This window comes from Arthrobacter sp. UYEF3 (assembly GCF_040546245.1).
Lineage (GTDB): Bacteria > Actinomycetota > Actinomycetes > Actinomycetales > Micrococcaceae > Arthrobacter.
The window spans coordinates 1-24813 of sequence record NZ_JBEPNK010000037.1 but is presented as its reverse complement, the minus strand read 5'-3'; the positions used below and the strand labels follow the sequence as shown (position 1 = coordinate 24813).

The following is a 24813-nucleotide window of genomic DNA, read 5'->3' as shown; positions in this document are numbered from 1 at the left end:
CAGTGGCTCCCAAGCACACCACCACTGGCTCTCTTCCGCACGATCGGTGGCTCTGAAGCGCAAGATTGGGTGGCTCTCAAGGCATCAAATACTCAGAGAGAGCCCAAATCAGCGATGCTCAGCATGGAACCGTCAGGTTGGGGCATATCTCACGTGGACGTCAGGACACTGCCTGACGTCATGTCAGGTTAGGGTCACAGCTCAGGGGTGTGACTGTTAGTCCAGATTGGCGGTTTTTTCACAGCCCGGTTTGGCGGTTCTAGCTGATTCCGATGACGAGGGTTGAGCGTGCGGCCTCGATGACGTCGTCGGTGATGGTGTTGAGTTCGTTGATTTTCATGACCCGTTCGATTTGGGTGAAGAGCCTGTCGATGAGGCGGAAGTTGCCTCGGGTGATCCGGGCGACGGCGGCGATGGCCTGGGCGTCGGTGAAGTCGTCGGGGTCCAGGGTTTGGCCGAGTTTGCGCCATCGGCGCTCGAGGACGAAATTCAATTCTTCCTGTGCGAGTGGGCGGTATTCGTGGGCAAAGCCGACCCTGCTGTAAAGCTGTGCGTAGCGGCTGAACCATTTTTCGATCCCGGGCATGCCGATGAGGATCAGGGCTATGTTGTCCCGGTCGTAGCGGTCGCGCAGCAGTTCCAAGGCCGTGGCGTTGAGGCGCTCGGATTCGTCAATGATGAGCAGCTCAACATGCTTACCTGTGCGGGTGTGCGGCCCTGTCTTCTTGCCGATTTTTTCCAGGTGCTGGTCAACGCAGATCGATACGCGGGTGCTGATGTGTTCGAGGTCGGTGTGGATCTGTTTGGGTGAGGTGAGCACGGCAGGGGTGTAGAAGACGCTGCGTGCCCGGGCCAGGGCCGCGTAGATCTGGTAGTCGGAGTCGTCCCGGGGACCCCACTGTTCTATGAGGGTCTCTGCTTTGTGCCAGTTGGCGTAGCGTCTGGCGGAGAGGGTCTTTCCGATGCCGGCCTGGCCGTAGCAGATGCCGATGGTGTGCTGGCGGCGCACGGCGTCGGCGAACTCAGCGAACCGTCGGTGCTCTTTCGTGGCAATGAAGCTTTGTGCTGTCATTGGTCGTCCTCCAGGTAGGTGCGTAGCTTCGGGCGCTTCTTGGGTTGATCGACAGGGGCCGGAGCGGGAGCCGGTTTCGCTGATGCCAAGTCCGGCAGGTGCCTGGCCACGACGGCGATGCGCTGGTTGATTTGTCCGCGCAACTCCCGGCGGCGGGCCGACCGTGCAGCCTGAATGTCCTTGAGGGTCAGCGTGGAGGTTTCGTGGTCGGGGTCCACGGCTTTGCAGATGAACTGGTTCTTATGGAAGACGCGGATCTCGGTGATGTCCCGCGGATCGTAGCGGACAACGACCGGTTCGCGGACGTAGGCGGCCAGGAGTGGCGAGACGTATCTGAGTCCCTGGAAGTGCACGCCGTCGCGGTGGACGATCCGGGGTTTGGCAACGGTCAACAGGAGCAGGTTGAGTTCGTCCATGGTTGCCGGGAGGCGGGGCAGCCAGCCATCACCTACCCAGGCCTGGTGCGGGGTGGTTTTGATTTCTGGGTGCTTGCGCTGGTGGTACTCCTCCGTGATAAACCGACCGATGGCCCTGTCCAGCTCTTTGAGCGTCAGCACCGGCGCCGGGGGCGGGTGTCCGCGGGTCAGGTGGCCGGGCAGTTCGGTCAGCAGCTCCGTATTAACGGTGCCGTAGAACCGTTCGATCTTTCCGCGGCCCTGGGGCCTGGCGATCGTTGAGTAGGTGATTTCGAAGTGCAGGTCTTTCGCGGTCTGGGTCAGGTGGTGGCTGGTGAAATCTGAGCCGTGGTCGACGTAGAGGACGTCGGGAATCCCGCACATCGGCCACCCTGCGCCGGCTTTGGGCCAGATCCCCTGCCGCAGTGCCAGTGCGGTGTTAAGGGCGGACGGTGCCCCAAGGAAGAGCATGTAGCCGCAGATCGCGCGGGAGTAGTCGTCAATAATCGTCGTGAGCCACGGGCGCACGGGTTTCAGGTTTGCGTCCAGGACGAGGATGTCCAGTTCGGTGTGGTCGGCCTGCCAGATCGCGTTCGGGCGCTCGGCCCGGTGCCGCCATGCCAGTTCATAGCTGTCCCGGTAGGCTGCCGTTCCCTGCTGGGCGAGCGTTTTCATGCCGGGGTCAAGGCTCGCGGTGATGGAGCGGACGGTGCTGTAGGAGAGGGGAGGCCAACCGCGGTCGGCAGCGACGCGGTTGGCTTTGCGGGCAATGGTGGCCATGGGCAGGGGCGGTTTCACCATGGCCAGGCCTTCGACGAGTGCGACCAGTTCGGGGGTGCTCCTGCGCGAAGTGGTTCCGCGGTTGGCAGTGGCCAGTCCGGCGATGCCGTCGCGTTTGTGGGCTGCGTGCCAGCGCTGCAGTGTCCGAAGTCCGATGCCTGCGTCTGCGGCGAGGGCCGTCAGCGGCACGCCCTCTTCGATATGCCGGCTCAGGATTTGCCAGCGCACCAACGCTGTCTGGTCAGGCGTGGAGGCAGCATCCCCCGTCAGGGAAGTGCTGCCTCCGGCCGTCACCGGACTGTTTTCTGTGTGGCTGTTGAACGCCGCCGCAGCGCGGCAGGGGCCGGCTCGCGCCGGAGAGCCCGATAGACGGTGGTCCGGCTGACGCCGAGGACCTCGCCGATCTTTTTCACCGTCATGTCCTTCTGCTCATACATCCGGCGGGCGGTCCGCAGCTTGTCCTTGGTTAGCAGCTGGGGCCGGCCACCAACACGTCCCCGCGCCCGTGCGGCCTGAAGGCCTGCGTTCGTTCGTTCACGGATCAGGTCCCGTTCGAACTCCGCAAGGGCTGCGAACACGTGAAAAACCAGCCGGCCGCCCGAGGAGGTCGTGTCGATCGCTTCCTGCAGGGACCGGAACCCGATGCCACGATCCTGAAGATCGGCAAGCTGGTCAATCAGATGCCGGATGGACCTGCCCAGCCGATCCAGCCGCCACACAACGAGCGTGTCCCCGGGCCGGAGCTGATCCAGAACCTTCGTCAGTTCCGGCCGGGACTCCAAAGATCCGGAAGCCGTGTCGGTGAAGACGCGATAGCAGCCGGCAGCCTTCAACGCGTCCTGCTGCAGGGCCGCGTCCTGGTCCCCGGTCGATACCCGGGCATAGCCCAACAGATGTCCCATGCGCCCCAATGTACCAATACCCGTCAACCACCTGAAGAACCGCCACATAGAAACCGGCACTGAGTTTCGCTACAACAATCAGGGGTGGATCGAATCTGTTCTGCGAGTTGGCTGGTTTGTAGTAGATACGGTCGTTTAGGACACGTTGCTTCCAAGGGGTCGAGCGAACTCGTTCGAACCCGTAGGCTCGCCGCTTCGATTAGCAACTTCAATCGGGCAGTTCCCAGTATTCTCGTCCTTCCGTGCTGGACTTCTCCTATGCGGGAAGGTGACCAGCCACCCGCGGCAACGATTCCTGATTGTGTCAAGTATTTCTGGCCCCGGAATGACGGTTGAATCTGGCCCCATCCCGGCATGTTCGTGCCGTTCGAGAGTTTTGGTCGGTGGAACCTTCCCACCGCATGCGCCCTGGGCGCTGAGGAGGTTACGTGGTGCGGGCCGCTGTAGTGTCGTGATGGGTGTCGGTCTCAGCCTCTCGGTAAAGGTTGCACAGGGAAGGCGGCCTGATTTTTTGTCACGAAAATGACAAGCTTGGTTCTCTGGTCTTTGGACAAAATCCGGTCGTAAAGTGAGGGTCATTACTCACTTCCAGGTCTGGAGCTAGGATGCTTTTTGGGGGGACGCGGCGTGCGCCGCAAGATACAGATCAATCTGCCGGTGGTCACAGGCCGCCGGCATTGTTGTTCAGCGGGGTTATGGCCACCGGCCTGGGGACCGGGCTCCTGACCGAGACGGCGGGTCCAGTCCTGGCACTGATCACCTGTGCCGGATAAGACGACTAAACCGCTGGGTTTCCGCGCCCTCGTGGCGGTGGCTTCGTTCGTGATCTTCATGGCAATCTGGCTAGTTATCGTCGGAGTTTCAACTCGGACCTTAATGACCGGAGCTGTGATTGGTGCGGTAGTCTCTGCAGTCCTATCAATAGCCTTTGCCATCAAGGGGAGACAGAGATGACACCGGGCCCCAGCGCCAGACACCACACCGACCGCGAACGTTCGACTCCCTAGGATTGCGTGCTAGCCGCCGTCGGAACGCGCGACGGGATTCGGTTTGGCTGGCAGAGCATTCGGAAACTACCGAGAGGATTGCGATGCGCTCCCCAGAACGTCGCAGCATCTCCCGCTATCGTGTGCTGGTGGTCGTGGCCATAGCAATCATGCTCCCGGTTGGCGTGGTGGTCGCTACCCTGAGCTCCTGGCTTTTCGGCCATCCCCTAGGAGAGGTCCAAGGGGTTGCAATGTATCTTGTCGTTGGCATCGCGGTTCTGTCGATGCTGGCCGCGTTCACGGCCATACTGCGGCTGGCCTATAAGTCCAAACCTCGAAATGGACGGTAGGGCGGCTTGCGCAGGGCGGCTAGCGCGATTTCGCGGGCAAGTTGGTGGCAAGTCGGTCTTCTTCTCGTGCTCGCCGTAGTGAGTCTGGCAGACCTAACAGGCCCGCGTGTTGCAGGAGGAATTGTGTTGATGGGTCTTGCCATCTTGATCACCACCTGCAAGTTTGTTGCGCGTGGCATGAGAGATGAGCCTCCCATAGTGTGAGCCGGCGGCGATCATTCGGACGGCGCCTATTCCGAAGTTCTTGGGGGACCTAGAGCAGAGGAAGCGGAGCCCGGCGCGCCTAGGCGAGTCTCGGCCAGCAGGAGTTTGGCTAGGAAGCCCTGCTAGGAGAGTTGTTCCAGATCATCGCAACATCGTCAGAATGCTGCCGGATCCATAACGCTAGGTGGTTGTCCGGTTGAGGCTGTGGGCGAGGCGGTAGGAGTCGGTGCCGGTTTCGATGATGGCGCCGTTGAAGGTGAGCCGGTCCACGATCGCGGCGCAGAGGCGCGGGTCGGTGAAGGTTTTGGTCCAGCCGGAGAAGGACTCGTTGCTGGCGATGGCGATGGAGTTTTTCTCTTCGCGTTCGGTGAGGACCTGGAAGAGGAGTTCCGCGCCGCGGCGGTCCAGTTCCATGTAGCCGAGCTCGTCGATGCAGAGCAGGTCCACGCGCCCGTAGCGGGCGATGGTCTTGGCCAGCATCTTTTCGTCGGCGGCTTCGACGAGTTCGTTCACGAGCCGGGTGGCGAGGGTGTATTTGACCCGGTAGCCCTTCTCGGCGGCTGCGGTGCCGAGGCCGATGAGCAGGTGGGATTTCCCCGTCCCGGAATCACCGATCAGGCACAGGGGTGCGCCTTTGCGGATCCAGTCGCCGGTGGCGAGGGTGTGGATGGTGGCGGGGTTGATGTTTGGGTTCGCGTCGAAGTCGAAGTCCCCGAGCCATTTGTCGCGGGGAAAGTTCGCGGCTTTGATCCGGCGGATGGAGGAGCGCCGGTCCCGGTCGTCGCACTCGGCCAGCAGGAGCTCGGCCAGGAAGCCCTGGTAGGAGAGTTGTTCCTTTCCGGCGACGGTGAGGGCTTCATCGAGCACCGCCCGGATCGTGGGCAGGCGGAGCCGGCGGCAGGCCTGGTCCACGGCCGCGACGGCGGCTTGTTCGGTCAGGCCGCGCCGCCGGCGCAGGGTCGGAGTGATGGTCGTCGAGGGTACTGCAGGGCTCATGAGATGTTCTCCTTCGACGCTGTTCCGGCGGGGTGTTCGGTGCGTTTGGCCAGCAGCTCGTCATAGACACCGATCGACGGAAGCGGGCGCGTGTCCGGCGGGAGCCCGGCGATAACAGCCGCGGGGTCCATGAGCCGGCGCTGCGTAAGACTGACAACGCGTTGCACCTTCACGTCTTCTCGAGTGCTGGGATGACGGTCCGGCCCGGCCCCACCCGCGGGGATGTTTGAGGCGTGTCTGCGGGCTTCGACCGCGACGACGTCGGCGCTGACAGCACCCACTCCCAGGGCCGAGAGGATGCCTGCAGTGACGTCGGAGGCGTCCATGGAGCGGTGGAGCAGCAGGACGTCGATGAGTTCGCGGGTGCCGTCGGCGTCGCCGTTGACCCTGCGGCAGACAGCCCAGAATGCTTCATGGGCGCTGGTGAACGCACCGGACTCCCGTGCCCTGGCCAGGGCTGTGGACCCGGGCAGCGCGCCGGGTTTGGTTTTGAGGACCTCCAGATAGTGATCCAGCTGGACGGACTGGCCACTTTTGGCAACGATCCGTTGATGCCTGGCGGCCACGGTGCGGCCGTCGAAAACGACGACCTCGGACGCCCGCAGGTACACCCGGACTTTCCTGCCGATGAACCGTGCCGGGACGGAGTACTTCACCATGCGCACGGTGATCATCGAAGACCGGTCCACCCTGGGTGTCAGCACCAGACCCGGGTCAAAGGATTCTGCCGGCAGCGGGGCCAGGAAAGGCTGTTCGGCGGCGAAATCCTGCCCGATGGTGCGGATCCTGTCGTTGATCCGCCGGGCCTCGTCCTGGGCTTCCCAGGCCCGGATCCGGTCGTTGAGCTCATCCAGAGATTCCGCGACAGGCATGGGCGAGAGCCTGTTGCGGCGGAACCAGCCGACCTCCCCTTCAACCCCACCCTTCTCGTGTGCCCCGTCGATGCCGGGCTGGCAGTAGAACGGGTCGAAGCCGTAGTGCGAGCGGAACAGCACCCACCGGTCATTCTCATGGCGTTGCCGGCCCTGCCCGAACACCACCGCGGTGACCGCGCTGGTGAGGTTGTCATACCGGATGTGCTTTGTCGGGATGCCTCCCATGACGTGAAAGGCTTCAATGTGGCCTTCCAGGAAAGCTTCCTGCGCCTGTGTGGGATAGATCCGGTGGATGGCCTTGCCCGAGTGCGACAGCCGGAAGATGAACATGTGGCATTTGGTCTTCACCCCGTTCAGCACCACCCAGACTTCACCGAAGTCCACCTCGGCTTCCGCGCCCGGGGCATGCTCCTGCGGGACGAACGCCTCCAGCCGGCGGCCGGCCTCGACATCGATCTGGGCCCGTCGGACCCGCACGTAGTCACGCACCGTCGAATATGACAACTCTTCCGCGCCATGCTCGTCAATGAGCCGGGCCAGGATCCTGCGGGCCGTATGACGTTGCTTCCGTGGCGCGGTCGTGTCCTCAATGAGCATCGCGTCGACCGCAGCCTTGAACGGCTCCAACCGCCAGGCAACCCCCTGTCTGGGTTTGCGTTCAGGAGGGGAGGCTGATTCCAAGGCCTGCCGCACCGTCCTGCGGTGAACCTTATGTTTGGCCGCCAGCGCGCGGACCGAGAGGCCCCCGACCCGGGCATCCCTTCGAATCAGCGCGAACAACTCCACTCTCGACTCCATCCAGACCAGCCTTCCGCCGCATCCATCCCCTGATGAATCCAACGTTGAAGGCGGGGCCACATATAACCGTCACAAGCTGCCCGGCGAGTCACGAAGTGGGGCCAGAAATAACCGTCCTGCCGGGGCCATCCAAACCTGTCATAGTCAGATTCCGGGGTCACTGGCCGGATCCGGCATGCAACATGGAACGGGATCGCACGCCCCTCGCGCCCGCACGACCCGACCCGGGCAGTACCGGGGTCGAACCGGACCGCCAGCGCAGGCGCCGTTACCAGGTGACCAGGCTCAGCCCGTAGCTGTTGGCGATGGTCCGCTCGGGTGTGAAGAAGAAGTCAGCGGAGCAGAGATTCGGGTCGGTTGGCGGCCCGTAGTCGTGGACCGACCCGCATCCGTCCGCATGGCCATTGATGACGGCCTGGATCATGCCCACCGCTCCGACGGTGCCATCGGAGTAGGGCATCAAGACTGGCCCGCCGCTGTCTCCCTGGATGGCGGCGATATCCGTCCCGCCTATCTGGAGACCTTCCGTGTTGTATGCGCCGCCGAATCCGTCGTCCCACCAATTCCACTCGCTCCGGACCTGGATGTTGCAGTGAACGCCGGAGTTCCCGCCGCTTGTGCAAATCCAGTCGCCGATCGAAACGTCTCGAACGCCCGATGTGGCCTTGGAGAGGCCCCACGAATTATCCCAAGTGCCGTCGTACATCCATTTGCTGCCTGCCCCGGCTATCAGCGACGACTGGCCGGTCGATGAATCCCAGAACTCGCTTCCAATGAACTTCGTGGAATCATCGCGGTCGTACCACGGGCCGGCATCGCAATGTCTTGCGGTGATGGTATACGTCTGGGTGCTGCTTGCCAGAGCGAATCCCGTAGAGCAGACATGGTAGTTGCTGGTCATCATGTATGCACCCGAGTTGAAGGGCGAACTATCTCGTGAGCGCGTGGCCGGAGTGGCGCGAACGGTGTTGACCACTCGGACCGGTGTGCCCGCCGCCTGATTTGCGGCGGCGGCTACCATAACCCAGTCCGGCGCGGCACCGGGAGCGGCACGCCCTTCAACGGCGATTGTCCCGTCGTCATCTCGCACGCCGGCGATGTTGTCGACTTGGAACCCCAGATTCGACAGCGCCTTCTTCTGTGAGTCGATTCTTGCGATGGTCGCGCGTATTTCGGGCAACGAGTAGGGGCGCTCAGAGAAGGTCACTGATATGCCTCGGGCTTGGCCTCCCGCGCGAACCGTGTCGCGCAGCGGGGACGCACCCTTCCAGAGGACTCTTGTCGACCGAGTGGTCGCGTCGTTGACTTGGCCGACATAGCCAGCCTGCTCGATTCCCGGCAGTTCGGTGATCCAGAGCTTGAACTCCGAAAGCTGCTTCTGGTCGGTGAGGAAGCCACTGCCCTTGGTCTGCATGTAGAGGTCGATCGGACTTGATCCGGCAGGTGCTGTTGGAGGATTGCGATCGGCATTCGCCGCGCCAGCGCCAAATCCCATTAAGATCACAACAAGCAAAGAGCAGGTACGGACGGCACGCGTGCTGAGCTTCATCTATATCCCCCATTTGATTCGGCGGTGCGATTTAGCCTGACGTGGTTAGCTAGGCTTGAATACGAGTGTGCCCTTGTCGTTGGTCCATGTCAGATGCCCGTCGCCGTAAACCACCTCGAAAGGCTTCTTGAGGAAGTCGAGGAGCCAGAGCTCTTGGCCGCCGGTGCAGCCACTTGGGCCGCCTCCAGCACGTCCGGCAGCGCCGACTCCGACAGGCCCGGGGTTGAGTGTCAACCCGTCCCGTGTCACCGATCCGCTGAGCGGGCCGCATGGGGTCACGATCGTCAGGTGGAGGGCGTTGTCTACTGATTCGAGCTTGGTAGTGATGGCTCCCGAGGCCATCCAGGGAAGGTCGCCGCTGCCGTCATGCCCGGAGACGCTTGCATAGATCCTGCAGGGAGCGGTTGAAGTGAATGCTGCGCAAACCACAACGGGGGCTGATCCGGGCGAGACCATGGGTCCGCTTCCACACGCGGTCATGAGGCCAGAGGCGACCAAGGCGGCCGTAAGAGCTAACCATGCTCGGGCAGTTCTCACCCTTCCCCCTTTTTTGCGTTTGGTGAGAGGACTGTACCCCGGTCAAGACGGTTTAGTTAAGGGGTGAGTCGATATATTTTTCGGGGAGCTCAACACTGAATTATGCAAGCCCTTGGGCGGCAAGCATTGCCTCTTCACGAAGCCTGCTGTTGAGCGCTTGGCCGCGCTCCCTGGCGCGGTACTCGTTGGGCGCAAGATTTCGTGCCGTGGCGAGCAGCCAGCCGACTCCCACACGATCGGGCAAGCCCGTTTCCCAGATGGTGCCAAAAACCTCGACGGCGAGTTCTTCTGCGCGTTGCCTGTCAGATGCGGTAGGCGAGATACGCATATACCTTGGCATAATGCTCTGCGTACAGGGCCTGGAATTCGCTTTCCCTGGTGGTTTGCACATCAACCTCCAAGCCCCGGACGACGATCTTCCTCTAACCGTCACGCGTCCGGACAATGCAGGTTTTATACAGCCACTCAGGAATATTTTCCAAGCGCCGCGTTTTTAGCCGCCGCGAAGGGCGCTTCTAAAACATGTGGGCGCCGCCAGACCGGCCCCAGACAGCAAAACAGTGACGCGCTCGGGCCGATCCCATCCATCGGCGCGGATCTCATCACTCAAGGCAACCGGGCCGGTGGCGAATTTCACCTTGGCGAGTCCCCGACCGGTTCTTCACCCAGGTCAAAACGGGGCATGAAAATCAACCAATTCAGCATCCATCACGCACCACCCCGTCATCGGAATCGGCTAAAACCGCCAAACCGAGCTGCGAAAGAACCGCCACTCTGAACTAACAGTCACAGCTCAGGGGTAACTGAACACTCGGGTCCGGGGGCCTTGGGTTTCAACCTGACACTCTTCGTTAGAAGGTCATTATGGATGCCATTTTCAGGAATCGTCTGCAGAGAATGTCAGGAGTCCTCTGCACTAAAGCCGTTGGGCGGCGGAGTACCGGTCCGAAGTGACCTCAGTGCAGAGGAGTATCGAGCAGAAGCGGCGATAGTGCAGAGGAATATATCGAGCAGCCAATGTTTAGAAGTCATCTGCACTACCCCGGAATAACGGGAAAGTCAGTGCAGTCAACTTCTGAAAATGACACCTGCTGACCGCAGACGAGAAAACTAAGCGACTGACTGCGCAAATTCATGTGCCAAACTGAATACCTACTGTCTACGCGCCAACTTCAGTGGATTGCTTTGGGATGGCTCGAAGTTTCATCAGTGTGTCCTGGCCGAGTGGGGTTAGAGCCCAATATTTGTTCTGATCCGTGGCTGATCTTTTCTTTACGCCGTGAGTCATGAGGTTTAGGGCAAAAAGCTGGACCAGAACGTCTTGGAAAAGCTCTTCCTCGACCTTCAGCGCCTGGAACTTGCCGAAATCTCTGGGCATGTAGCCGGCCGGCTCATCTTTGACAATATTCTCGCAAAAGCGGAAGACGCTCTTTCGCAGGTCGGACTCCGTAGCCTCGTTCATCAGGCTGGGTCCCAAGACGCCAAAGATCTCGTTCCACGTCACCGGGATGGAGACATCGATGGCATAACGTGTAGCCGAGGTATAGCTGCCGCTCTTAATATCACTTTTGCGGTAGAACGCCAGGCGACCGGTGATGTGATAACTATCCTCGCCGGAGGCCAATCCTTCGGGAACCTCAACAATTGTCGAGAGCGAGGATTTGACTTCAAGTTTGAGCTCGCTCACTCGCGCTCGAAGCTCCGCCATTTCTGCCTGGGTTTCTGGCGTCATTGCGTACTGGCCGCGAACCCATCCCTCGGCAGGATAGCGCTTCATAGCCAGAATCAAGCTGCGCGAGACAGCTGAACCCAGGTCAGCCGGATGCGTGTACGTCTTCACCAGACGGCTCATCACCTTCGCACGGAACGCGTCCAACTGGGCCTTCATTTCAGGCTGACTCTTACCTAGAGCTATATCTTCCGGCTTGGCGTGCACGAAGCCAAGAACGGGCTTTCCGATCTCTACTGCGTAGTCGTATTCCTTCTCCGTGTAGCTGATTCCTTCTGCGGTAGTTGAGCCGTATCGGCCTCCAACTATCACGACGTAGTAATCGCTCTCGTCGATTACTTGTTGGATTAAAGTCCACTGCTCTTCGTTAGTGGCGGGGAACATCTCCATGCCGGCTGGCAAGCAATCCATCTCCAAAAGCGCCTGAATCACCTCACGCCGTTCTTCGGCGAGGTCGGTATAGGTTGAGCTGATGAAGACTTGATAGCGACGATCCATGGGTTATGTCTAACACAGGCAACCGAGAGTCTCTCGCCAAGGAAGCTTTCTAGCTCACTTTGTTCCCCAACATGCGCTGGTGCTGCTTGAACCACTTGCTGAACTTGGGCCGGCCGGTGCTCAAATCGCCATCGATGGTCCGGAGCCAACGAACGCGCGCCCCGTCGCGAAACGAAACCCGCGGCACTTCCAGGCTCCGGTGCTTCGTCTCCTCTCCAGGGTGCATCACTTGGCGCGCTCCCTGCTCAATCTTCCGCCCGTCGTGGAGGTAAAAGAAGACATCGTAAATCGACTCGTCGCTGTTATTTCGTATGTGGAACCAGCGGTCTTCCATAGGCTCACCAGGAATGAAGTAGCTGAAGTAGTAGACGATGCGGCGGGCCTGGGACGTGCGGCGCAGCTTGGCATCCCGGCGGATGACATAAAAGGTGGCGAAGAAGGCCGCGCCGGTAATGGCGGCGGACGCCCACTGTCCGTATGTTCCCCAGGTGGCTGGATCGTAGTTCATACCGTCGTCATCCCCGCTTCAGTGGGGCCACCCCGGACAACCCCGAGGTCCTGGCTAGCTAGTCGTTCAAGTTTAGCTATCTTCTCAATGAGCAGTTCCGAGGCAGCATTAAAGGAGGGGTCATCGATAGCTCCCGCCATCTCCTTGGCGGTCAAGGCCCGAATAAGCCCTTGGATACCCGCCATCACCTCCGAAGCCGCGCCCGAAACGTCGGCGGGTGCCAGTAGGCGTACTTGAAGACCGTTTAGTTGTTTTGCCGATTGAACCAGCCCCGCGTGATCATTGCTGAGACCCGTAGCGAGGTCGTGTATATAGGTATCAAGGTCGCGTACTTCATTGACGAAATCCACGTAGGCCTCAAGCCTTCTGTCTCTCAGCCAGCGGTCATGTTCTACTTCACGGTCTGCTTCCCGCTGCGTCTCCGCCGCCACTCTTGCGGCTTCAATGGTCGCCTGTGTGTTCTGGCTGTTGAAGGCTCCCGCGATGAGGGCACCCAAGAGGCCGGCGAGTACAGCTCCGCAGGCAACGACCATCAAACGTATTGTTTCCCCATCCATGCAGACATCGTACTTTGGAATTCATAGCTTCATCACCGAGGCGTGGTAAGCGTGGCAGGTGGATAGGAAAAACCTGTTACGACATAAATATTGACAATTGGTGATTTAATACCAGCCGCGCTGGCAATCGCCAGACTCAACCCAGGGCAAGGACTAAAAGCAATCAAAAGCGTTCGCATGTATTGAGCCTGAGGCAAGGGGGAGAAGCGAAGCAATTAAACAAATCAGGGACAAATGCTATCTCAGCTCTCGTCCCTGTTTGTTTTTGTGCGTACTTGTACTTAGTGTGCGGCCAGGTATTTCTCCATTACGTCAGCCTGCAGACGGCCACGAGTGTTGACCTGGATACCGTTGTCAGCCGCCCAGAGTCGGACGGCTTTCGTATCTACTCCACTAGTGGCCTTGGTCTGGCGCTTCGTTGCGCCGCCTTCTTTCCGAGCGGCATCCTGGAAGCGACTCAGGAAGTCGCGGAGTTCGGAAGCGTGGCCGGAATTGAGATCAATCGCATAGGTGACCCCGTCAATACCAAAGCGGATAGTTTCATCGGCGTCAGAACCATCGAGGTCATCGAGTAGCCGGGTGTAAGTTTTGGTTGCCATATAAAAAGGCTATCACCCGATCGGCTAAAGTTTCGTGTGCGCTGCGGGGTATCCTCCAATAATGGATACGAGCTCTTTGCAGGAAGTGGGGGATTTCTTGAGGATCTTGCCACAGTGATTTTGCCGATTGTCGGCGTAATGGTCGGCGCGAAGCGTGCCAGCCGTTCAGTTGATGAACAGTGGTTCAAGAACGAACGGCTGGTGGCGTATCTCGACCTCATAGACCAACTGTCCGTCATGCACCAACAGTTGCCGTCGGTATGAAGGTGACCAAGTTCAGCCATCACACGGAGGACTCCGGTCATAGTGACGCCAGCGTTACTTGGGAGTGGCAGCAACAGATTGACGAGCTTGAGCGGGCAGAAGTGAAGGCGAACATCCTGGGTGGACAACTTGGCACCCTCTATCGAGAAACCGCTGACGACCTTATTGGCGAAATGTTGGATGCCATTGACGACGAGGACGTCACCGAAGACCAATGGGACGCTTTGTCGGTGCGCGGTCACGACCTACGCCGAGCTTTGGTGAAGTCGGCGAAATCTGACTTGGCGGTGCCCGTAGTAAGGGCTAGGCGAAAGCTACTCGCCCACGATAGTTAGTAGCGAGAGACATAAACGGGGTTGGCCGCAGCTTCACTAATCTCTCCAGCCAAGTCGGTGCTCAGCCTGTAGCCGTCGGCTTTTTTCATTAGGAACTCAGCGGCAGCTGCCTTGCGCTTAATTTGGGTGTAGACCCGCTGCCAGGCAGGGTAGGTTCTCAGCTCGTCGGCTAGCTCGGATTTGCGGGCGCGGAAGTCCTGCTCGTATTCGTAAGCCTTTTCACCGATGATCCTGTTGGCATCAGGTTGCACCTGTCGGGTCATGAAAACCTCGGGCATTTCCTCCACTCCCGCTTCGGCGAGAATCGACGATACGAGGAGGCGACGCTTCCCGATGGACTCGCCACGGTATTTGGGCGAATTGAGTAATGCCGAGAGCGCAGCTTGATAAGCAGCGCGGTATTGTTCTCGGTGCTCCTCACGTTCCGCCTCGGTTTCGGCCTCAGATTCCGCCTCGGCTTGTTGCACTGCCGCGAACAAGCTGTTCAAGAAGGACGATCCCCAGGCGGTAGCGGCGGTCCACTCGTAAATCAGACCTTGAGCTGCCCAGCTCACCGTCACGTTTTCTAAAGACCCATCGTGCGGTTGGGCCGACTCCTTCAGTCTTTGAACTGATTCGGCGGAATGAGTTTCGTCATCCACTAACTCATCCAGTACCGCGTTCAAGTAAAATGGGGCGGCCTGGAGGGCTACGAACGATGCTCCTACCTGCGCAGCCACTCGGATAACTTGCTCGACGTCAATATCCTCGGCGCTCAACCGCACATCGCATTCCCTCTCGATGTGGACGCCTGGAATGAAGAGTAGGCCGGCTTCGCTGGCTCGACTCGGAATGCTGGCCGCGATTTCGGCTAGGTCAGCGGAAGTGTAAGTCGTCATGATGAGGACTATAGGGGATATGGCCGACAGACTCGGTCATTGGTCCGGGCCTGCGGCAGTAATCTGGCACGATAGTCGTATGACTGAAGTCCCCATCACGTTTTTCCAGGCCGGTGCAACGGCAATACCGACTCTGCTGATCGCCGTTGCCGTGGGTTTGAAGCAAGGCGTGATTCAAGCCGAAATGCTGAAGAAAGCCTCGAACTTCGGCAAAATTGGCATTCTCATCCCGGCCGTTTTGTTCGTAGTCAGTGTAGTAGCGGGTCTGCTGGCAGCAGTCACCGCCCTATTCTATGATCATGGAAGTTCCTTTCAGGCCGGGCTTGTCCTCACCGCGCTGATGAATTCCCTTGCTTTCATAGTTATCGAGTTCTTTACCCCTATTGCCGCCGCTTTGCGACCTGGGGCCGGGGTCCTAATATGGGTATTTACGCTGATTGGTTACTTGGTCATGTTCTGGTACGTTATCTTCGCCCTCCTGGGGTAAATCAAATATCGGCCAGTCGATGATGCCAGCCCCTCCGTAGGCACGAACCGCTAGAGCTGTCATGGCCGCGCGCTCTCTCACCGGCGCGAGGCACAAGCCCGGCCTCAACCAGCTTGTACAGTGCATTAATGCCCGGGCGGAAATCGTGTCCATGAGAACTCCCACTGCTTGCGTGGGGGTGGGCACTGAGCAAGTGGAACAGACTTCCATTACCGGGCCCGGAGGCCCCAGGCGGAATCACCGACCCAAACTTGTAGCTGCTTCGAGTACCGGAATCATGGTCATCGCCAAGAATACGAGGGTCGGCGCACCAACTGCTACGGCCACAAGCACGGCCAGCGCGAGCTTAGTCCTGGCCTTTGGAGGGTCGAACTTCCTGAGGCCTGCACTTATCGAAATAGTAAATAGCGTCGTTAGTTGCAGTCCAATTACAAACCCCACGACGATTGCCCACAAGAAATATGGTCTATTAGTGAATATCACGGCGAGGGACACCATTTCGGCCGTTGCGAACGATGTGATCAACAAGATAGCTTGTGTAAATTCCTTCAGGTTACGGGGTGTGGATAGATGCCCGCCGTCCCCATCGTCAGGACTAAAGGCCTTCCCCGTGATCGCCAATGCGATGAAAAGTGTCGGTATGGCGGTGGCCGCAGCCTGAAAGAACCGAACATCGACATCCATAATTTACCCCAAACGTTGACGGTCTACTCATAGCCATTCATAGTGAAAGCGTGAGTGAATTTATCACGAAATTGGATAAATCAGATAATCCGTTTGTTCATGCCGGCGGCGACTTGAAGGAGCCGTCGAGCGGACACGCGAGGCCGAGCAAAATGTTCGCAGACACCAGCAAGCTCGTCGGCTCCACAGCCTTCCTTTCCAGCTTTAATAGAGGAGCCTTCGCGCAAATGGATGCCAGCGAGCTTCTGGCGACCATGCGACCAGCCCTAGACGTCAAAGAAGTCGAGGCCTTTGCAGATTCGCTTCGCGAAGCGGCTGACGAACAAATTCTTGCCGAGGTAGAGGCGCTGCCGGGCCGGCTTCTCTGCACCGCGATGGCACTTTCCAGAACCCTTGACGGGCTCAATCTGATGCTTCCTTTCGGCCCCGACCGCTATGTACGGGCAACAGTCCAACTAATGAGCGTTCTTGCTGTTTGTACGGTCCTTTGGATAGCCGGGGTGGCCGTAGATGAAAACGTCATTTTCTCCAAGGTTCTCGACGTGATGCAACTGCCAACTGCGGCTTTGGCTTGAACAGCAACCGGCAGAGCCCTGGATGGTCTCTACGGTGAGGGGCATAACAATCCACCTAAGGGGAAGGCCAAGAAGAAGAACAGAAATAGGGCCGGTGTTTGGTAGATATCTAGGGCCCGCTCCAAGTTCCTGTGGCCGACGCGACATCTGATCCACCTATCTACCTTGTGATGTAGCGATGTTAAAGCTTCAAGGTTGGCCCTTGGTCCGGGGTGGGCGTATCGGTTTGTCCCTCCGGAGTTTTCGTTGTGGATGAGTCGCATGGGCCAACGCTACGCAGCACGCCGACGCGGTCAAGAGCTGGTTCTAGCGCCAGCGGCAGGATTCCAACGCGCGGAACAGGGGGGTGGGGTCCGTCTTCAGGTGGTCGACGGGGCGGGTCCCAGCTAGGTCCCTTGAGGGGTGATCAACCAGAGGGTGAAATAGTTGTGCGGGATGTCAGTCCCATGGCTCTCCTAAAAAGTTCCGTCACCGTCGGGTGGAGGTGGCCGCCGGGGAGGAACTGGAATCCCGGGCAGAAGTTCCCGTCGTCGATGAAGACCCGGACGAGCTGCTGCACGACGGGCTCGGGGTCTTCCATGAGCTCGGAGAGTCGACGCCGAACCAGTTCCAGGGGCGGCAGGGTGAACTCCGCCCGGATCCCTGCCCACGTCTGGTCGCTGATGGGTTGGGCATTCACTCTTCTTCCGTTGTTTCGTCGGCGTCGCTGATGCTCTCCAGCAGCCACTGCGTGGAGAACGGGTTCCGGCGCAGCGTCACGGTCCGGAGGGCGGACTGGGTACCGGGACGGACCTGGACCCGCCAGAATTCGATGCTGACCAGGTCGCCGCTTCCGACGGCTGCTGTGCGTTGGGTGTCCCACCAGGCGTCTCTTCCGAACCAGTGCTGGGTGTCCGTGTCGGGATCGACAAGCCAGATCTGCCCGTCGTGGCGGATGGCGAGGGGTTTGCCGGCTGGGTCGGTCCGGACCTGAAGCTCGTTGGCCTGTCCGGGGGCTTCGATGGTGGTGCTCATGGGGGTGCGTTCTTTCGTGGTGCGGTCGTGCGGGTGTGTTTGGGTCAGGCGGCTTTGACGAGGGGGAGTTCGTCCCAGTGGGTGGTGTAGCGGGGGGAGAGCCTGTCCCGTTTCATGGTCCAGTCCGGTCCGCCGCAGATGCCGCCGTGGCCCAGGCCGATGGATCCGCGCCCGTACCGGCGGGTGATGTCTTCGAGGAGTGTTCCGACGTTGCGTTCCTCGTGCGGGTTTTCGAACAGGGCCAGGGGTGCCTGGTTGCCGCTGGGCCGCAGGTCGGTGACCATGATCCCGGCCCTGACGTACCGGACGCCCCCGCATATGCGGGGCAGAAGTGCATGGGCGGCCCTGGTCAGGATCACCGGGTCTGCGGTCGGCATCGGCAGCGGCACGCACACCGAGGGGTAGGAGGTGTCTTTCGGGTTGAAGTGGGAGGTGCCGGCGAACGCGGTGAGGACTTTGGCCTGGAGGCCGTGTTTGGCCAGCCGCGCCGAGGCCTGCTGGCCGTAGACGCTCATGACCTGCCGGATCCCCGCAGCGGTGGTGATCGGGGTGGCGAAGGAGCGGGAGAAGATGAGCTGGTCCCGGCCGATCCGTTCTTCCTCCATCGGGATGCAAGGGGTGCCCTGCAGTTCCAGGACGGTGCGCATCATGACCACGGAGAAGCGGTCCCGGATCATCACCGGATCCGCCCGGGAGAGATCGAGGATCGAATGGATCCCCAAGGCATTGAGGCGTTTGGTCAACCGGGTGGCGACACCCCAGACCTCGATGACGGACAGCCGCCGCATCAGGGACTCCCGGTCGGCGGCGGGTACGGAGTCCCAGTGGCAGACCCCGTCGAAAGCGGGGTTGTTCTTGGCCCATTTGTTCGCCAGCTTCGCCAGGGTTTTCGTGGGTGCGATGCCGACGCAGACGGGCACCCCGACGTTGCGCCGCACGGCGGTTTTCATGTCCCGGCCGAGGGTCAAGAGCTGATCGGGGGTGCCTTGGACGCCGAGGAAGGCCTCGTCGATGCTGTAGACCTCGAGCCAGGCTGAGTACCGGCCCAGCAGTTCCATGACCCGGGCGCTGATGTCGCCGTAAAGCTCGTAGTTACTCGACAGGGCAACGAGTCCCCACTCCTTGGCCCGCGGGGCAAGTTTGAACCACGGCTCACCCATGGCAATACCCAGGGCTTTCGCTTCAGGGGACCGGGTGACGGCGCAACCGTCGTTGTTGGACAAAACGATGACAGGCCGGCCCTCTAGAGACGGGTCGAACGCCCGCTCGGCCGAGGCGTAGAAGCAATTCACATCCACATGCGCGATCTGCGGCATATGCCGCATGACAACCGGCTTAGACATAGCGTGCCTCGCGCCGGCCAATCATGCATCTGATGCAATAGCCCACCTTAAACATGGTGAAGGCATCTGGTGGCGACGCCCCAGATGACCAGATCTGACAACGAGGGAACCCGGATATCCGGGTACACCGGGTTCTCCGCCTGCAGCACCACCCCGGTTCCCGTGATCCGCAACCGTTTGATGGTCAGCTCCCCGTCCAGGACCGCGACGACCACGGACCCGTCCACCGGTTCCAGAGCCCGATTGACGATCAATTCATCACCGTCGCTGATCCCGGCGCCCTCCATCGATTCCCCCGGACACCCTCACAACGTAGGTGCTGGTGATGTCTTTGATCAGGTGCTCGTTTAGGTCGATCCTCCCGTCGAAGTAGTCCTGCGCGGGCGAGGGATACCCGGCCGCGACGGGGACCGGAGAGATCAGCACCGACAGCAACGACATGCCCGCATCTATCACACGGGGACCAACTACAACGCCCACAACACACCCTTTATTCGAATATATGTTCGATAGATTCAGTGTAGCCCCGGGTGCTGACATTGAGCATTCTCCGCGGGATTGCATCCGATGCAGGATGCTCAGAGCTGTGAATCCGTCGCGAAAAATCAACACCAGTCATGTCGCCTCACCCCGCCGCCTCCATGAAGTCGTGAGCCCAAACCCCTCATTCCCCCGGTAGACGACAAATGGAGCGTGCGATGTTTCTGGCAGCGGTGGACCCCGGCATCACCCCGAATCCCAACTTTCCCTTTCTTGAATCACTGAAGCAGATCGGTGGAGGCATCCTGGTCGGCGCGTTCATTGTGATCGCGATCGTGGCGATCGTCGGGGCGGCGATGCTGCTGGCCGGCAAGCTGAGCCAGTCGTCCCGGCTGGCGTCAGGCGGCGGCATGATCCTGCTCTGGACCGGACCCGTAGCAGCCATCCTCGGCGGCATCAATGGCTACATTCTCTGGTCCCAGTCGGCGTTCAATCTCGGATTCTAGGTCCAGCCAGTCATGCCGGTTCAGTGCGATTTGAACGGATGGTGGCCGCCCGGGTGCGGTCTCGTCTCCCAGGCGAACGACGGCGTCCAGGGTTCCATCACGTCTTTCTTCGCGAACATCTTGCAGAGCACCGCGTCATGGATATGGTCGTTCATCACGGGCGCGTTCACCGTCTCGAACGTTGATGACTCGCAGTGGATCGCCGTCGAAGGGCTGACGAGTTGGTGGGTTATCGTCATGCTGACGCCACTCGTCATCGTCATGATCCTCCAACTGCTGTCAGGTCTGATCAGCCAGCAGCCCCGTCGCCTGGTCCGGGCTCTGGTGGGCGGCGCTGCCGCTATCCCCATGGTGGCCGGTGCGGTGTACATGGTCCGCCAGCTCACTAAAGTCAGCGATTCGGCGTCGACGGCGCTCCTCGGGTCCCTGGGGACAGATCCTTACGTCTTGTTCATGCGGCTCTTCGGCTTCGAAAAAGCTCAGGCGGGCTCAGGCAGAGAATGGAATGTTATGTCGTTGGCGCCGGGTTCAACGGGTGGCGCGGCCGGGGCGGTCGTCGTCACGGCAATGGCCGTTATCGTTGTCTGGATTCTGGCGTTCATCCTGATGTGTTCGATGATCTTTCGATCTTTTGCGCTCATCGTGCTCGCTGCCGTCACCCCGGTCGCTCTGATGCTCATGCCGTGGGAGAAGACGCAAACGTGGGCACGGCGGTGGTGCGAGATCGTCGTCGCGTTGCTTCTCGCCAAGCCGTTGGCCGCGACCGTGCTGGCCGTGGCCATCAAGCTCTTCGCCGAGGCGAAGTCATTCGCCGGACTGGCAGCCGGAGTAGTCGGCATGGCCTTGGCTTGTGGGGCACCGCTGATGGCGCTACGCCTGGTTAGTTTCGCCGGTGGTGAGCTTGCCGCAGCCGCGCAGACTGCGGGAGGCGGTCACGTACTTTCCCGAAGCACTGGCTTTGCTGCCCGGCAGATCAGCCGACAGACCGGCGGCCGCTTCACGCTCGCGGGCCTGGCATCGCACTCATCTGCGACCCGTCCGATCCAGTCGAGCCGACCGCAGTTTCCCACTCGCGTACTGCCACCCCGGGCACCACTGCCGCAAACGCAGACAGGCACGACGTCGGCCCAGACCCCCGGGGGTAATGGCACTGCATTGATGCTCGACGCCGGCGCCACGGCAACCGGGCGACCGTCACCCCGGGCGCGCGGAGGCCGTCGTGGGCCGGCGTCGAGTCCGGGCACACCGCTCAAAGGTCCGGATACGGGTGAGATCGGCGAGCGGCCCCCGGCGCCGAGGCAGCCGGCTGACCAAGCGGCGTCTCGAACGGCGCCGCCCCAGGCCTCGCCGCCAGCTTCCCCGCCCTCGCAGCCGATGGCAACACCGGGCCGCCCGCCCATCCGCCGGCCGCCAGTCGTCCAACCCCCGATCGATGGTGGTCCCCATGTCTGAAAATTCGCGCGCCCTCGAGGCCGTCAAATTCCCCCGGTACGAGCGCCGCGGCTTGTTTATGGGTCTGAAGTGGTACCAGTTGCTGCTGCTGGCGGCCGGAGTCCTTGTAGCCAGTACGGCATCGGCACTTCGCGGACCAGTGGGCCTCTTCGCATCGGGACCACTGTGGCTGTCGCTCATCCTGCTCGGGCTACTCCAGTATTCGAGGATTCCCTACCCGGTATGGGCCGGGCATGCAGCGCTGTTCTTCTACCGGTTGGCCGCCAAGCAAACCCGCTTCCTGGTCAGGCCGGAGCGCCCGGCCTTGGCGGGGCGCCTGGCACTGCCGGGCGGATTGGGGAACCTGGAATTGCGCCGGACCTCAACCGGTGAGTCGTTCATCGTGGACGCCCGAGGCAGGGAGGCGATCGCCGTGCTGCGCTGCAGCACCAGATCATTCGCGCTCCTGGACTCTGACGATAAGGCCTGGGCGGTTCAGGCCTGGTCCCGCGTGCAGGCAGGCATGGCCCAGCGCAGCAGCGTCGCCAGAATCGCCGTCCAGGACTACACGGTTCCCTATCCCTCGTCGGCTTTGCGCGACTTCTACGAACGCACTGCCCCAGAGCGGGCAAGCATCCCGAAAGACCTCACCTGGGGTCAGCGCGCCTACGAGGACCTGATCGCTGAGGCCGGCTCGGCGATGAGCCACGACCTCTTGGTCGCACTTGTCGTGGATACCGCCAAGGCCCGACGCCGAATCAAGGAGTCCGGCGGGGGACTGGTCGGCGTCGAACAGGTGCTGCGGCTGGAGGTTGAGGCCATGACCACCGCATTGGGCACTCACAGCGTCAGGGTGGAGGAATGGCTCCCAGAAGCCGGCCTCCTCGACGTCGTCCGCGGTGCCTTCGATCCGGCCGCCCCGGCAACCCCGGTACGGCAGCCTGCAGTCTCCACCACAGCGCATGGGCCGCAGAACGATACAGAACCAAAGGCGTCCAGCGTCACTGCCGGGCCAATGGCGGTCGATGAGCACTGGACCTATGTGCGCACTGACTCCGGCTTTCATCAAACGTTCTGGATCGCCGAATGGCCGCGGCAGAGGGTCTTTCCGGGCTTCCTCCACCCCCTGATCTATGTCGGCGATTTCCGCCACACGGTGACCGAGGTGATCCGCGCCGTACCCACAACTGAGGCGCTGCGGGACATTCGCTCCGCCCAGGAAGCCCATGAAACCAGGCGGCGGATCAACACCCGCTTCGACAGGCCGCTCACCCGGGAGCAACGGGCAGAGGAAGAAGAAGTGACTCAGCGGGAGGAAGAGATCGTCGCCGGTCACGGAGACGTGCGGCCGGCCGCGTACGTGACCATCACCGCGGGCACCCTTCAAGACCTAGCTCGACATAGGCAGGAGCTCGAGTCGGCGGCGGCGGGAGCCTTTGTCGAACTGCGCCTTTTGGCAGGGCAGCAGTGGGCTGGGTTCGTCGCTGGTGCGCTCCCCTTTGGGCGGGGACTGCGATGAAGAGGACAAGCCAATCGGTTCACTACGTGCCGGCCGGTGGGAACCGCCAAGAGCGGAAAGAACGACGCCGGGGCTCGGCTGCCGCGGACAGCAAACCGTGGGAGGGGATGCTCCAGCGAGTCGGAGACACTATTTGCGCCGGGCTCGATAGAAGGGAACACGGCGGCGACTGGGGGAGCCGTGAAGCGAATACTCTGCGCGGGCCGCACCGCCTCCGCCCGGCACCGCACCGGGCGTCCACCATGACCTTCGCGGCTGCATACCCGTTTATCACCGAATCAGGCCTGGGCCATGAGGGAACATACATTGGCACAGACGTCTTCGGCTCCGGCGCGTTCTCCTACGATCCGTGGATTCTCTACGACAAAGGTGTCATCAGCGGCCCGTCGATCGTCGTAATTGGCACCGTCGGGACAGGGAAATCCATGTGCGGGAAATCCTTGGTGGCGAGGTCGATCACGCTGGGTCGGAAGGCCGCCGTCGCCTCCGACCCCAAGGGGGAGTGGGTCGCCGTCGCGAACGCCGTAGGCGGGAAGGTCATTTCTGTGGGACCGGGCCGCGCGGCCCGGGTCAATCCGCTCGACGCCGGTCCGCGGTCCAGTGCGCTGAGCGAGGCGCAATGGGAGGCCGTGGTCCGCCAGCGGCGCCGCTACCTGCTGGTGGCCCTGGTGTCCCTCATGCGGCAGGGGATGCCGCTGCATCCCGTCGAGCACACAGCCCTGGACATGGCGCTCATGGAAACCGTGGCCCAGAACTCGAATCCCACGCTGCCGATGGTCCTGGACCACTTGCTGAACCCGTCAAGGGAAACCATCGGGCTGGTCGGCAAGGAGGGAGGGCAGGCCGTCAGCCACTCCCTCCGGCGCACTGTCTCTGGCGATTTGGAAGGAATGTTTGATGCACCCTCCACCGTCTCCTTCGATGCAGATGCGCCCATGATGGTGATGGACACGTCCGCGCTGATCGGTGCCTCGGAGCAGGCACTGTCCCTCGCTGCGGCGTGTGGCGCAACCTGGCTGGAAGCGGCCGTGACAAATCCCGACGGCGGCAAGCGGCTGGTGGTCTACGACGAAGGCTGGCGCATGCTGGCGGACCCCTACATGCTCGCCAAAATGAGCGAGCAGTGGCGATTGGCCCGTACCTACGGCATCGCGAATCTGCTCATCATGCACAAGGTGGCCGATCTCAATGAAATCGGCGACAGCACGAGGTTCTGGGTAGGGGCTGCGCTGGTGGGAGTCATCGGAAATTCTTTCGCTGTGTTGTCGTGCGGGTGGTTTAGGCGGCTTTGACCAGGGGGAGTTCGTCCCAGTGGGTGGTGTAGCGGGGGAGAGCATGTCCCGTTTCATGGTCCAGTCCGGGCCGCGGATCCCGCCGTGGCCCTGTCCGATGGAGCCGCGCCCGTACCGGCGGGTGATGTCTTCCAGGAGGGTTTCGATGTGGCGTTCCTCGAGGGAGTTCTCGACCAGGGCCAGGGGGTACCTGGTTGCCGGTGGGGCACAGGTCAGTGACCACGATGCCGGCCCTGGCGTACCGCATGCCCTCCACGATGCGAGGCAGCGGCGCGTGGGCGGCTTTGGTGAGCAGTACCGGGTCGGCGGTCGGCATTGGCAGCGGTACGCACACCGAGGGGTAGGAGGTGTCGTTCGGGTTGAAGTGTGAGGTGCCGGCGAACGAGGTGAGGACTTTGGCCTGGAGCCCGTGTTTGGCCAGCCGGGCGGAGGCCCGCTGGCCGGAGACGCGCATGACCTGCCGGATCCCGGCTGCGGTGGTCATGGGGTGGCGAAAGAGCGGGAGAAGATGAGCTGGTCCCGACCGATGTCCGCCGCGGTCGCCGGCGACAGCGGGCATGCGGAGACTCCTGCGATGTCCTGTCTCAATTTAGTTGGCCATGGTGACGTGGGAAAAGGACATCTAAATTGAGACAGATCGGGTAGGAACCGTCTCAATTTAGTTGGCCAT

The 24813-nt window shown here is 61.2% G+C and carries 24 protein-coding genes and 2 pseudogenes; 8 read left to right on the top strand and 18 right to left on the bottom strand.

All coding sequences use genetic code 11. The features are described from left to right. Positions 1–259: 259 nt before the first annotated feature. The 11 genes from ABIB14_RS17680 to ABIB14_RS17630 all read right to left on the bottom strand — a co-directional run bounded on the left by ABIB14_RS17680 (position 260) and on the right by ABIB14_RS17630 (position 13335). On the bottom strand, positions 260–1072 hold the full coding sequence (locus ABIB14_RS17680) for an AAA family ATPase (RefSeq protein ID WP_354237216.1): 813 nt from the start codon (positions 1070–1072) through the stop codon (positions 260–262). Next, positions 1069–2475 carry a TnsB C-terminal domain-containing protein gene (locus ABIB14_RS17675; RefSeq protein ID WP_354237215.1) on the bottom strand — a complete coding sequence of 469 codons (1407 nt, stop codon included), beginning with the start codon at positions 2473–2475 and terminating at the stop codon, positions 1069–1071. The genes ABIB14_RS17680 and ABIB14_RS17675 overlap by 4 nt, the downstream gene beginning before the upstream one ends. A 62-nt stretch (positions 2476–2537) precedes the next feature. Further along, complete coding sequence (locus ABIB14_RS17670; protein ID WP_354237214.1) at positions 2538–3149, bottom strand: recombinase family protein; 612 nt, start codon at positions 3147–3149, stop codon at positions 2538–2540. Positions 3150–4869: 1720 nt separating this feature from the next. Beyond that, on the bottom strand, positions 4870–5685 hold the full coding sequence (gene istB / locus ABIB14_RS17665) for an IS21-like element helper ATPase IstB (RefSeq protein WP_354237213.1): 816 nt from the start codon (positions 5683–5685) through the stop codon (positions 4870–4872). Then, entirely contained in the window at positions 5682–7358 is a 1677-nt protein-coding gene (gene istA / locus ABIB14_RS17660) for an IS21 family transposase (protein WP_354237212.1), read from the bottom strand. Before istA ends, istB begins: the two co-directional genes overlap by 4 nt. A gap of 268 nt (positions 7359–7626) precedes the next feature. After that, entirely contained in the window at positions 7627–8907 is a 1281-nt protein-coding gene (locus tag ABIB14_RS17655) for a chymotrypsin family serine protease (protein WP_354237211.1), read from the bottom strand. Between the two features lie 637 nt (positions 8908–9544). After that, on the bottom strand, positions 9545–9772 hold the full coding sequence (locus ABIB14_RS17650) for a hypothetical protein (RefSeq protein ID WP_354237210.1): 228 nt from the start codon (positions 9770–9772) through the stop codon (positions 9545–9547). Between the two features lie 831 nt (positions 9773–10603). Further along, a complete protein-coding gene (locus ABIB14_RS17645; RefSeq protein WP_354237209.1) occupies positions 10604–11671 on the bottom strand; it encodes a DUF4062 domain-containing protein in 1068 nt (355 codons plus the stop codon). 49 nt (positions 11672–11720) lie between these two features. Continuing rightward, entirely contained in the window at positions 11721–12179 is a 459-nt protein-coding gene (locus tag ABIB14_RS17640; RefSeq protein WP_354237208.1) for a hypothetical protein, read from the bottom strand. Next, entirely contained in the window at positions 12176–12736 is a 561-nt protein-coding gene (locus ABIB14_RS17635) for a hypothetical protein (RefSeq protein WP_354237207.1), read from the bottom strand. Before ABIB14_RS17635 ends, ABIB14_RS17640 begins: the two co-directional genes overlap by 4 nt. Positions 12737–13017: 281 nt before the next feature. Then, positions 13018–13335, bottom strand: coding sequence for a histone-like nucleoid-structuring protein Lsr2 (locus ABIB14_RS17630; protein WP_354237206.1), 318 nt, complete (start codon positions 13333–13335; stop codon positions 13018–13020). A gap of 114 nt (positions 13336–13449) precedes the next feature. Between ABIB14_RS17630 and ABIB14_RS17625 the strand changes: the two genes are divergently transcribed. Both ABIB14_RS17625 and ABIB14_RS17620 read left to right on the top strand, forming a co-directional pair. Continuing rightward, on the top strand, positions 13450–13599 hold the full coding sequence (locus ABIB14_RS17625; protein WP_354237205.1) for a hypothetical protein: 150 nt from the start codon (positions 13450–13452) through the stop codon (positions 13597–13599). After that, positions 13596–13934 carry a hypothetical protein gene (locus tag ABIB14_RS17620; protein WP_354237204.1) on the top strand — a complete coding sequence of 113 codons (339 nt, stop codon included), beginning with the start codon at positions 13596–13598 and terminating at the stop codon, positions 13932–13934. Before ABIB14_RS17625 ends, ABIB14_RS17620 begins: the two co-directional genes overlap by 4 nt. Here the strand turns inward: ABIB14_RS17620 and ABIB14_RS17615 are convergent. Beyond that, complete coding sequence (locus ABIB14_RS17615; RefSeq protein WP_354237203.1) at positions 13931–14812, bottom strand: hypothetical protein; 882 nt, start codon at positions 14810–14812, stop codon at positions 13931–13933. The two genes, ABIB14_RS17620 and ABIB14_RS17615, sit on opposite strands and share 4 nt — an antisense overlap. 79 nt (positions 14813–14891) lie before the next feature. Between ABIB14_RS17615 and ABIB14_RS17610 the strand changes: the two genes are divergently transcribed. Then, entirely contained in the window at positions 14892–15299 is a 408-nt protein-coding gene (locus ABIB14_RS17610) for a hypothetical protein (RefSeq protein WP_354237202.1), read from the top strand. Between the two features lie 237 nt (positions 15300–15536). Here ABIB14_RS17610 and ABIB14_RS17605 read toward each other — a convergent pair whose 3' ends face one another. After that, on the bottom strand, positions 15537–15983 hold the full coding sequence (locus ABIB14_RS17605) for a hypothetical protein (RefSeq protein ID WP_354237201.1): 447 nt from the start codon (positions 15981–15983) through the stop codon (positions 15537–15539). 50 nt (positions 15984–16033) lie between these two features. Here ABIB14_RS17605 and ABIB14_RS17600 point away from each other — a divergent pair, with 50 nt between their 5' ends. After that, the gene (locus ABIB14_RS17600; protein WP_354237200.1) at positions 16034–16558 is read left to right on the top strand and encodes a hypothetical protein; all 525 of its coding nucleotides are present in this window, start codon (positions 16034–16036) and stop codon (positions 16556–16558) included. Between the two features lie 406 nt (positions 16559–16964). Here the strand turns inward: ABIB14_RS17600 and ABIB14_RS17595 are convergent, their stop codons facing one another. From ABIB14_RS17595 to ABIB14_RS17580, 4 genes and pseudogenes are all read right to left on the bottom strand, one after another. Further along, on the bottom strand, positions 16965–17237 hold the full coding sequence (locus ABIB14_RS17595; protein WP_354237199.1) for a hypothetical protein: 273 nt from the start codon (positions 17235–17237) through the stop codon (positions 16965–16967). Continuing rightward, positions 17234–17572, bottom strand: a complete 339-nt coding sequence (locus tag ABIB14_RS17590; protein WP_354237198.1) for a hypothetical protein — start codon at positions 17570–17572, stop codon at positions 17234–17236. The genes ABIB14_RS17595 and ABIB14_RS17590 overlap by 4 nt, the downstream gene beginning before the upstream one ends. Before the next feature lie 44 nt (positions 17573–17616). After that, on the bottom strand, positions 17617–18915 hold the full coding sequence (locus tag ABIB14_RS17585) for a Y-family DNA polymerase (protein ID WP_354237197.1): 1299 nt from the start codon (positions 18913–18915) through the stop codon (positions 17617–17619). A 47-nt stretch (positions 18916–18962) separates the two neighbouring features. Beyond that, positions 18963–19395: pseudogene (locus ABIB14_RS17580) on the bottom strand (LexA family protein). Positions 19396–19613: 218 nt separating this feature from the next. Here ABIB14_RS17580 and ABIB14_RS17575 point away from each other — a divergent pair. From ABIB14_RS17575 to ABIB14_RS17560, 4 genes are all read left to right on the top strand, one after another. Beyond that, positions 19614–19901 (top strand): hypothetical protein, encoded by a 288-nt coding sequence (locus ABIB14_RS17575; protein WP_354237196.1) that lies wholly within the window; start codon positions 19614–19616, stop codon positions 19899–19901. 12 nt (positions 19902–19913) lie between these two features. Beyond that, entirely contained in the window at positions 19914–21353 is a 1440-nt protein-coding gene (locus ABIB14_RS17570) for a type IV secretion system protein (protein WP_354237195.1), read from the top strand. Beyond that, on the top strand, positions 21346–22851 hold the full coding sequence (locus ABIB14_RS17565; protein ID WP_354237194.1) for an SCO6880 family protein: 1506 nt from the start codon (positions 21346–21348) through the stop codon (positions 22849–22851). Before ABIB14_RS17570 ends, ABIB14_RS17565 begins: the two co-directional genes overlap by 8 nt. A 242-nt stretch (positions 22852–23093) precedes the next feature. Then, positions 23094–24143, top strand: a complete 1050-nt coding sequence (locus ABIB14_RS17560) for a putative type IV secretion/conjugal transfer ATPase (protein ID WP_354237193.1) — start codon at positions 23094–23096, stop codon at positions 24141–24143. On the opposite strand, the pseudogene ABIB14_RS17555 reads toward ABIB14_RS17560, so the two are convergent. Continuing rightward, positions 24130–24674, bottom strand: a pseudogene (locus ABIB14_RS17555) (DinB/UmuC family translesion DNA polymerase); the annotation flags it as partial. The gene ABIB14_RS17560 and the pseudogene ABIB14_RS17555 sit on opposite strands and share 14 nt — an antisense overlap. Between the last annotated feature and the right edge of the window lie 139 nt (positions 24675–24813).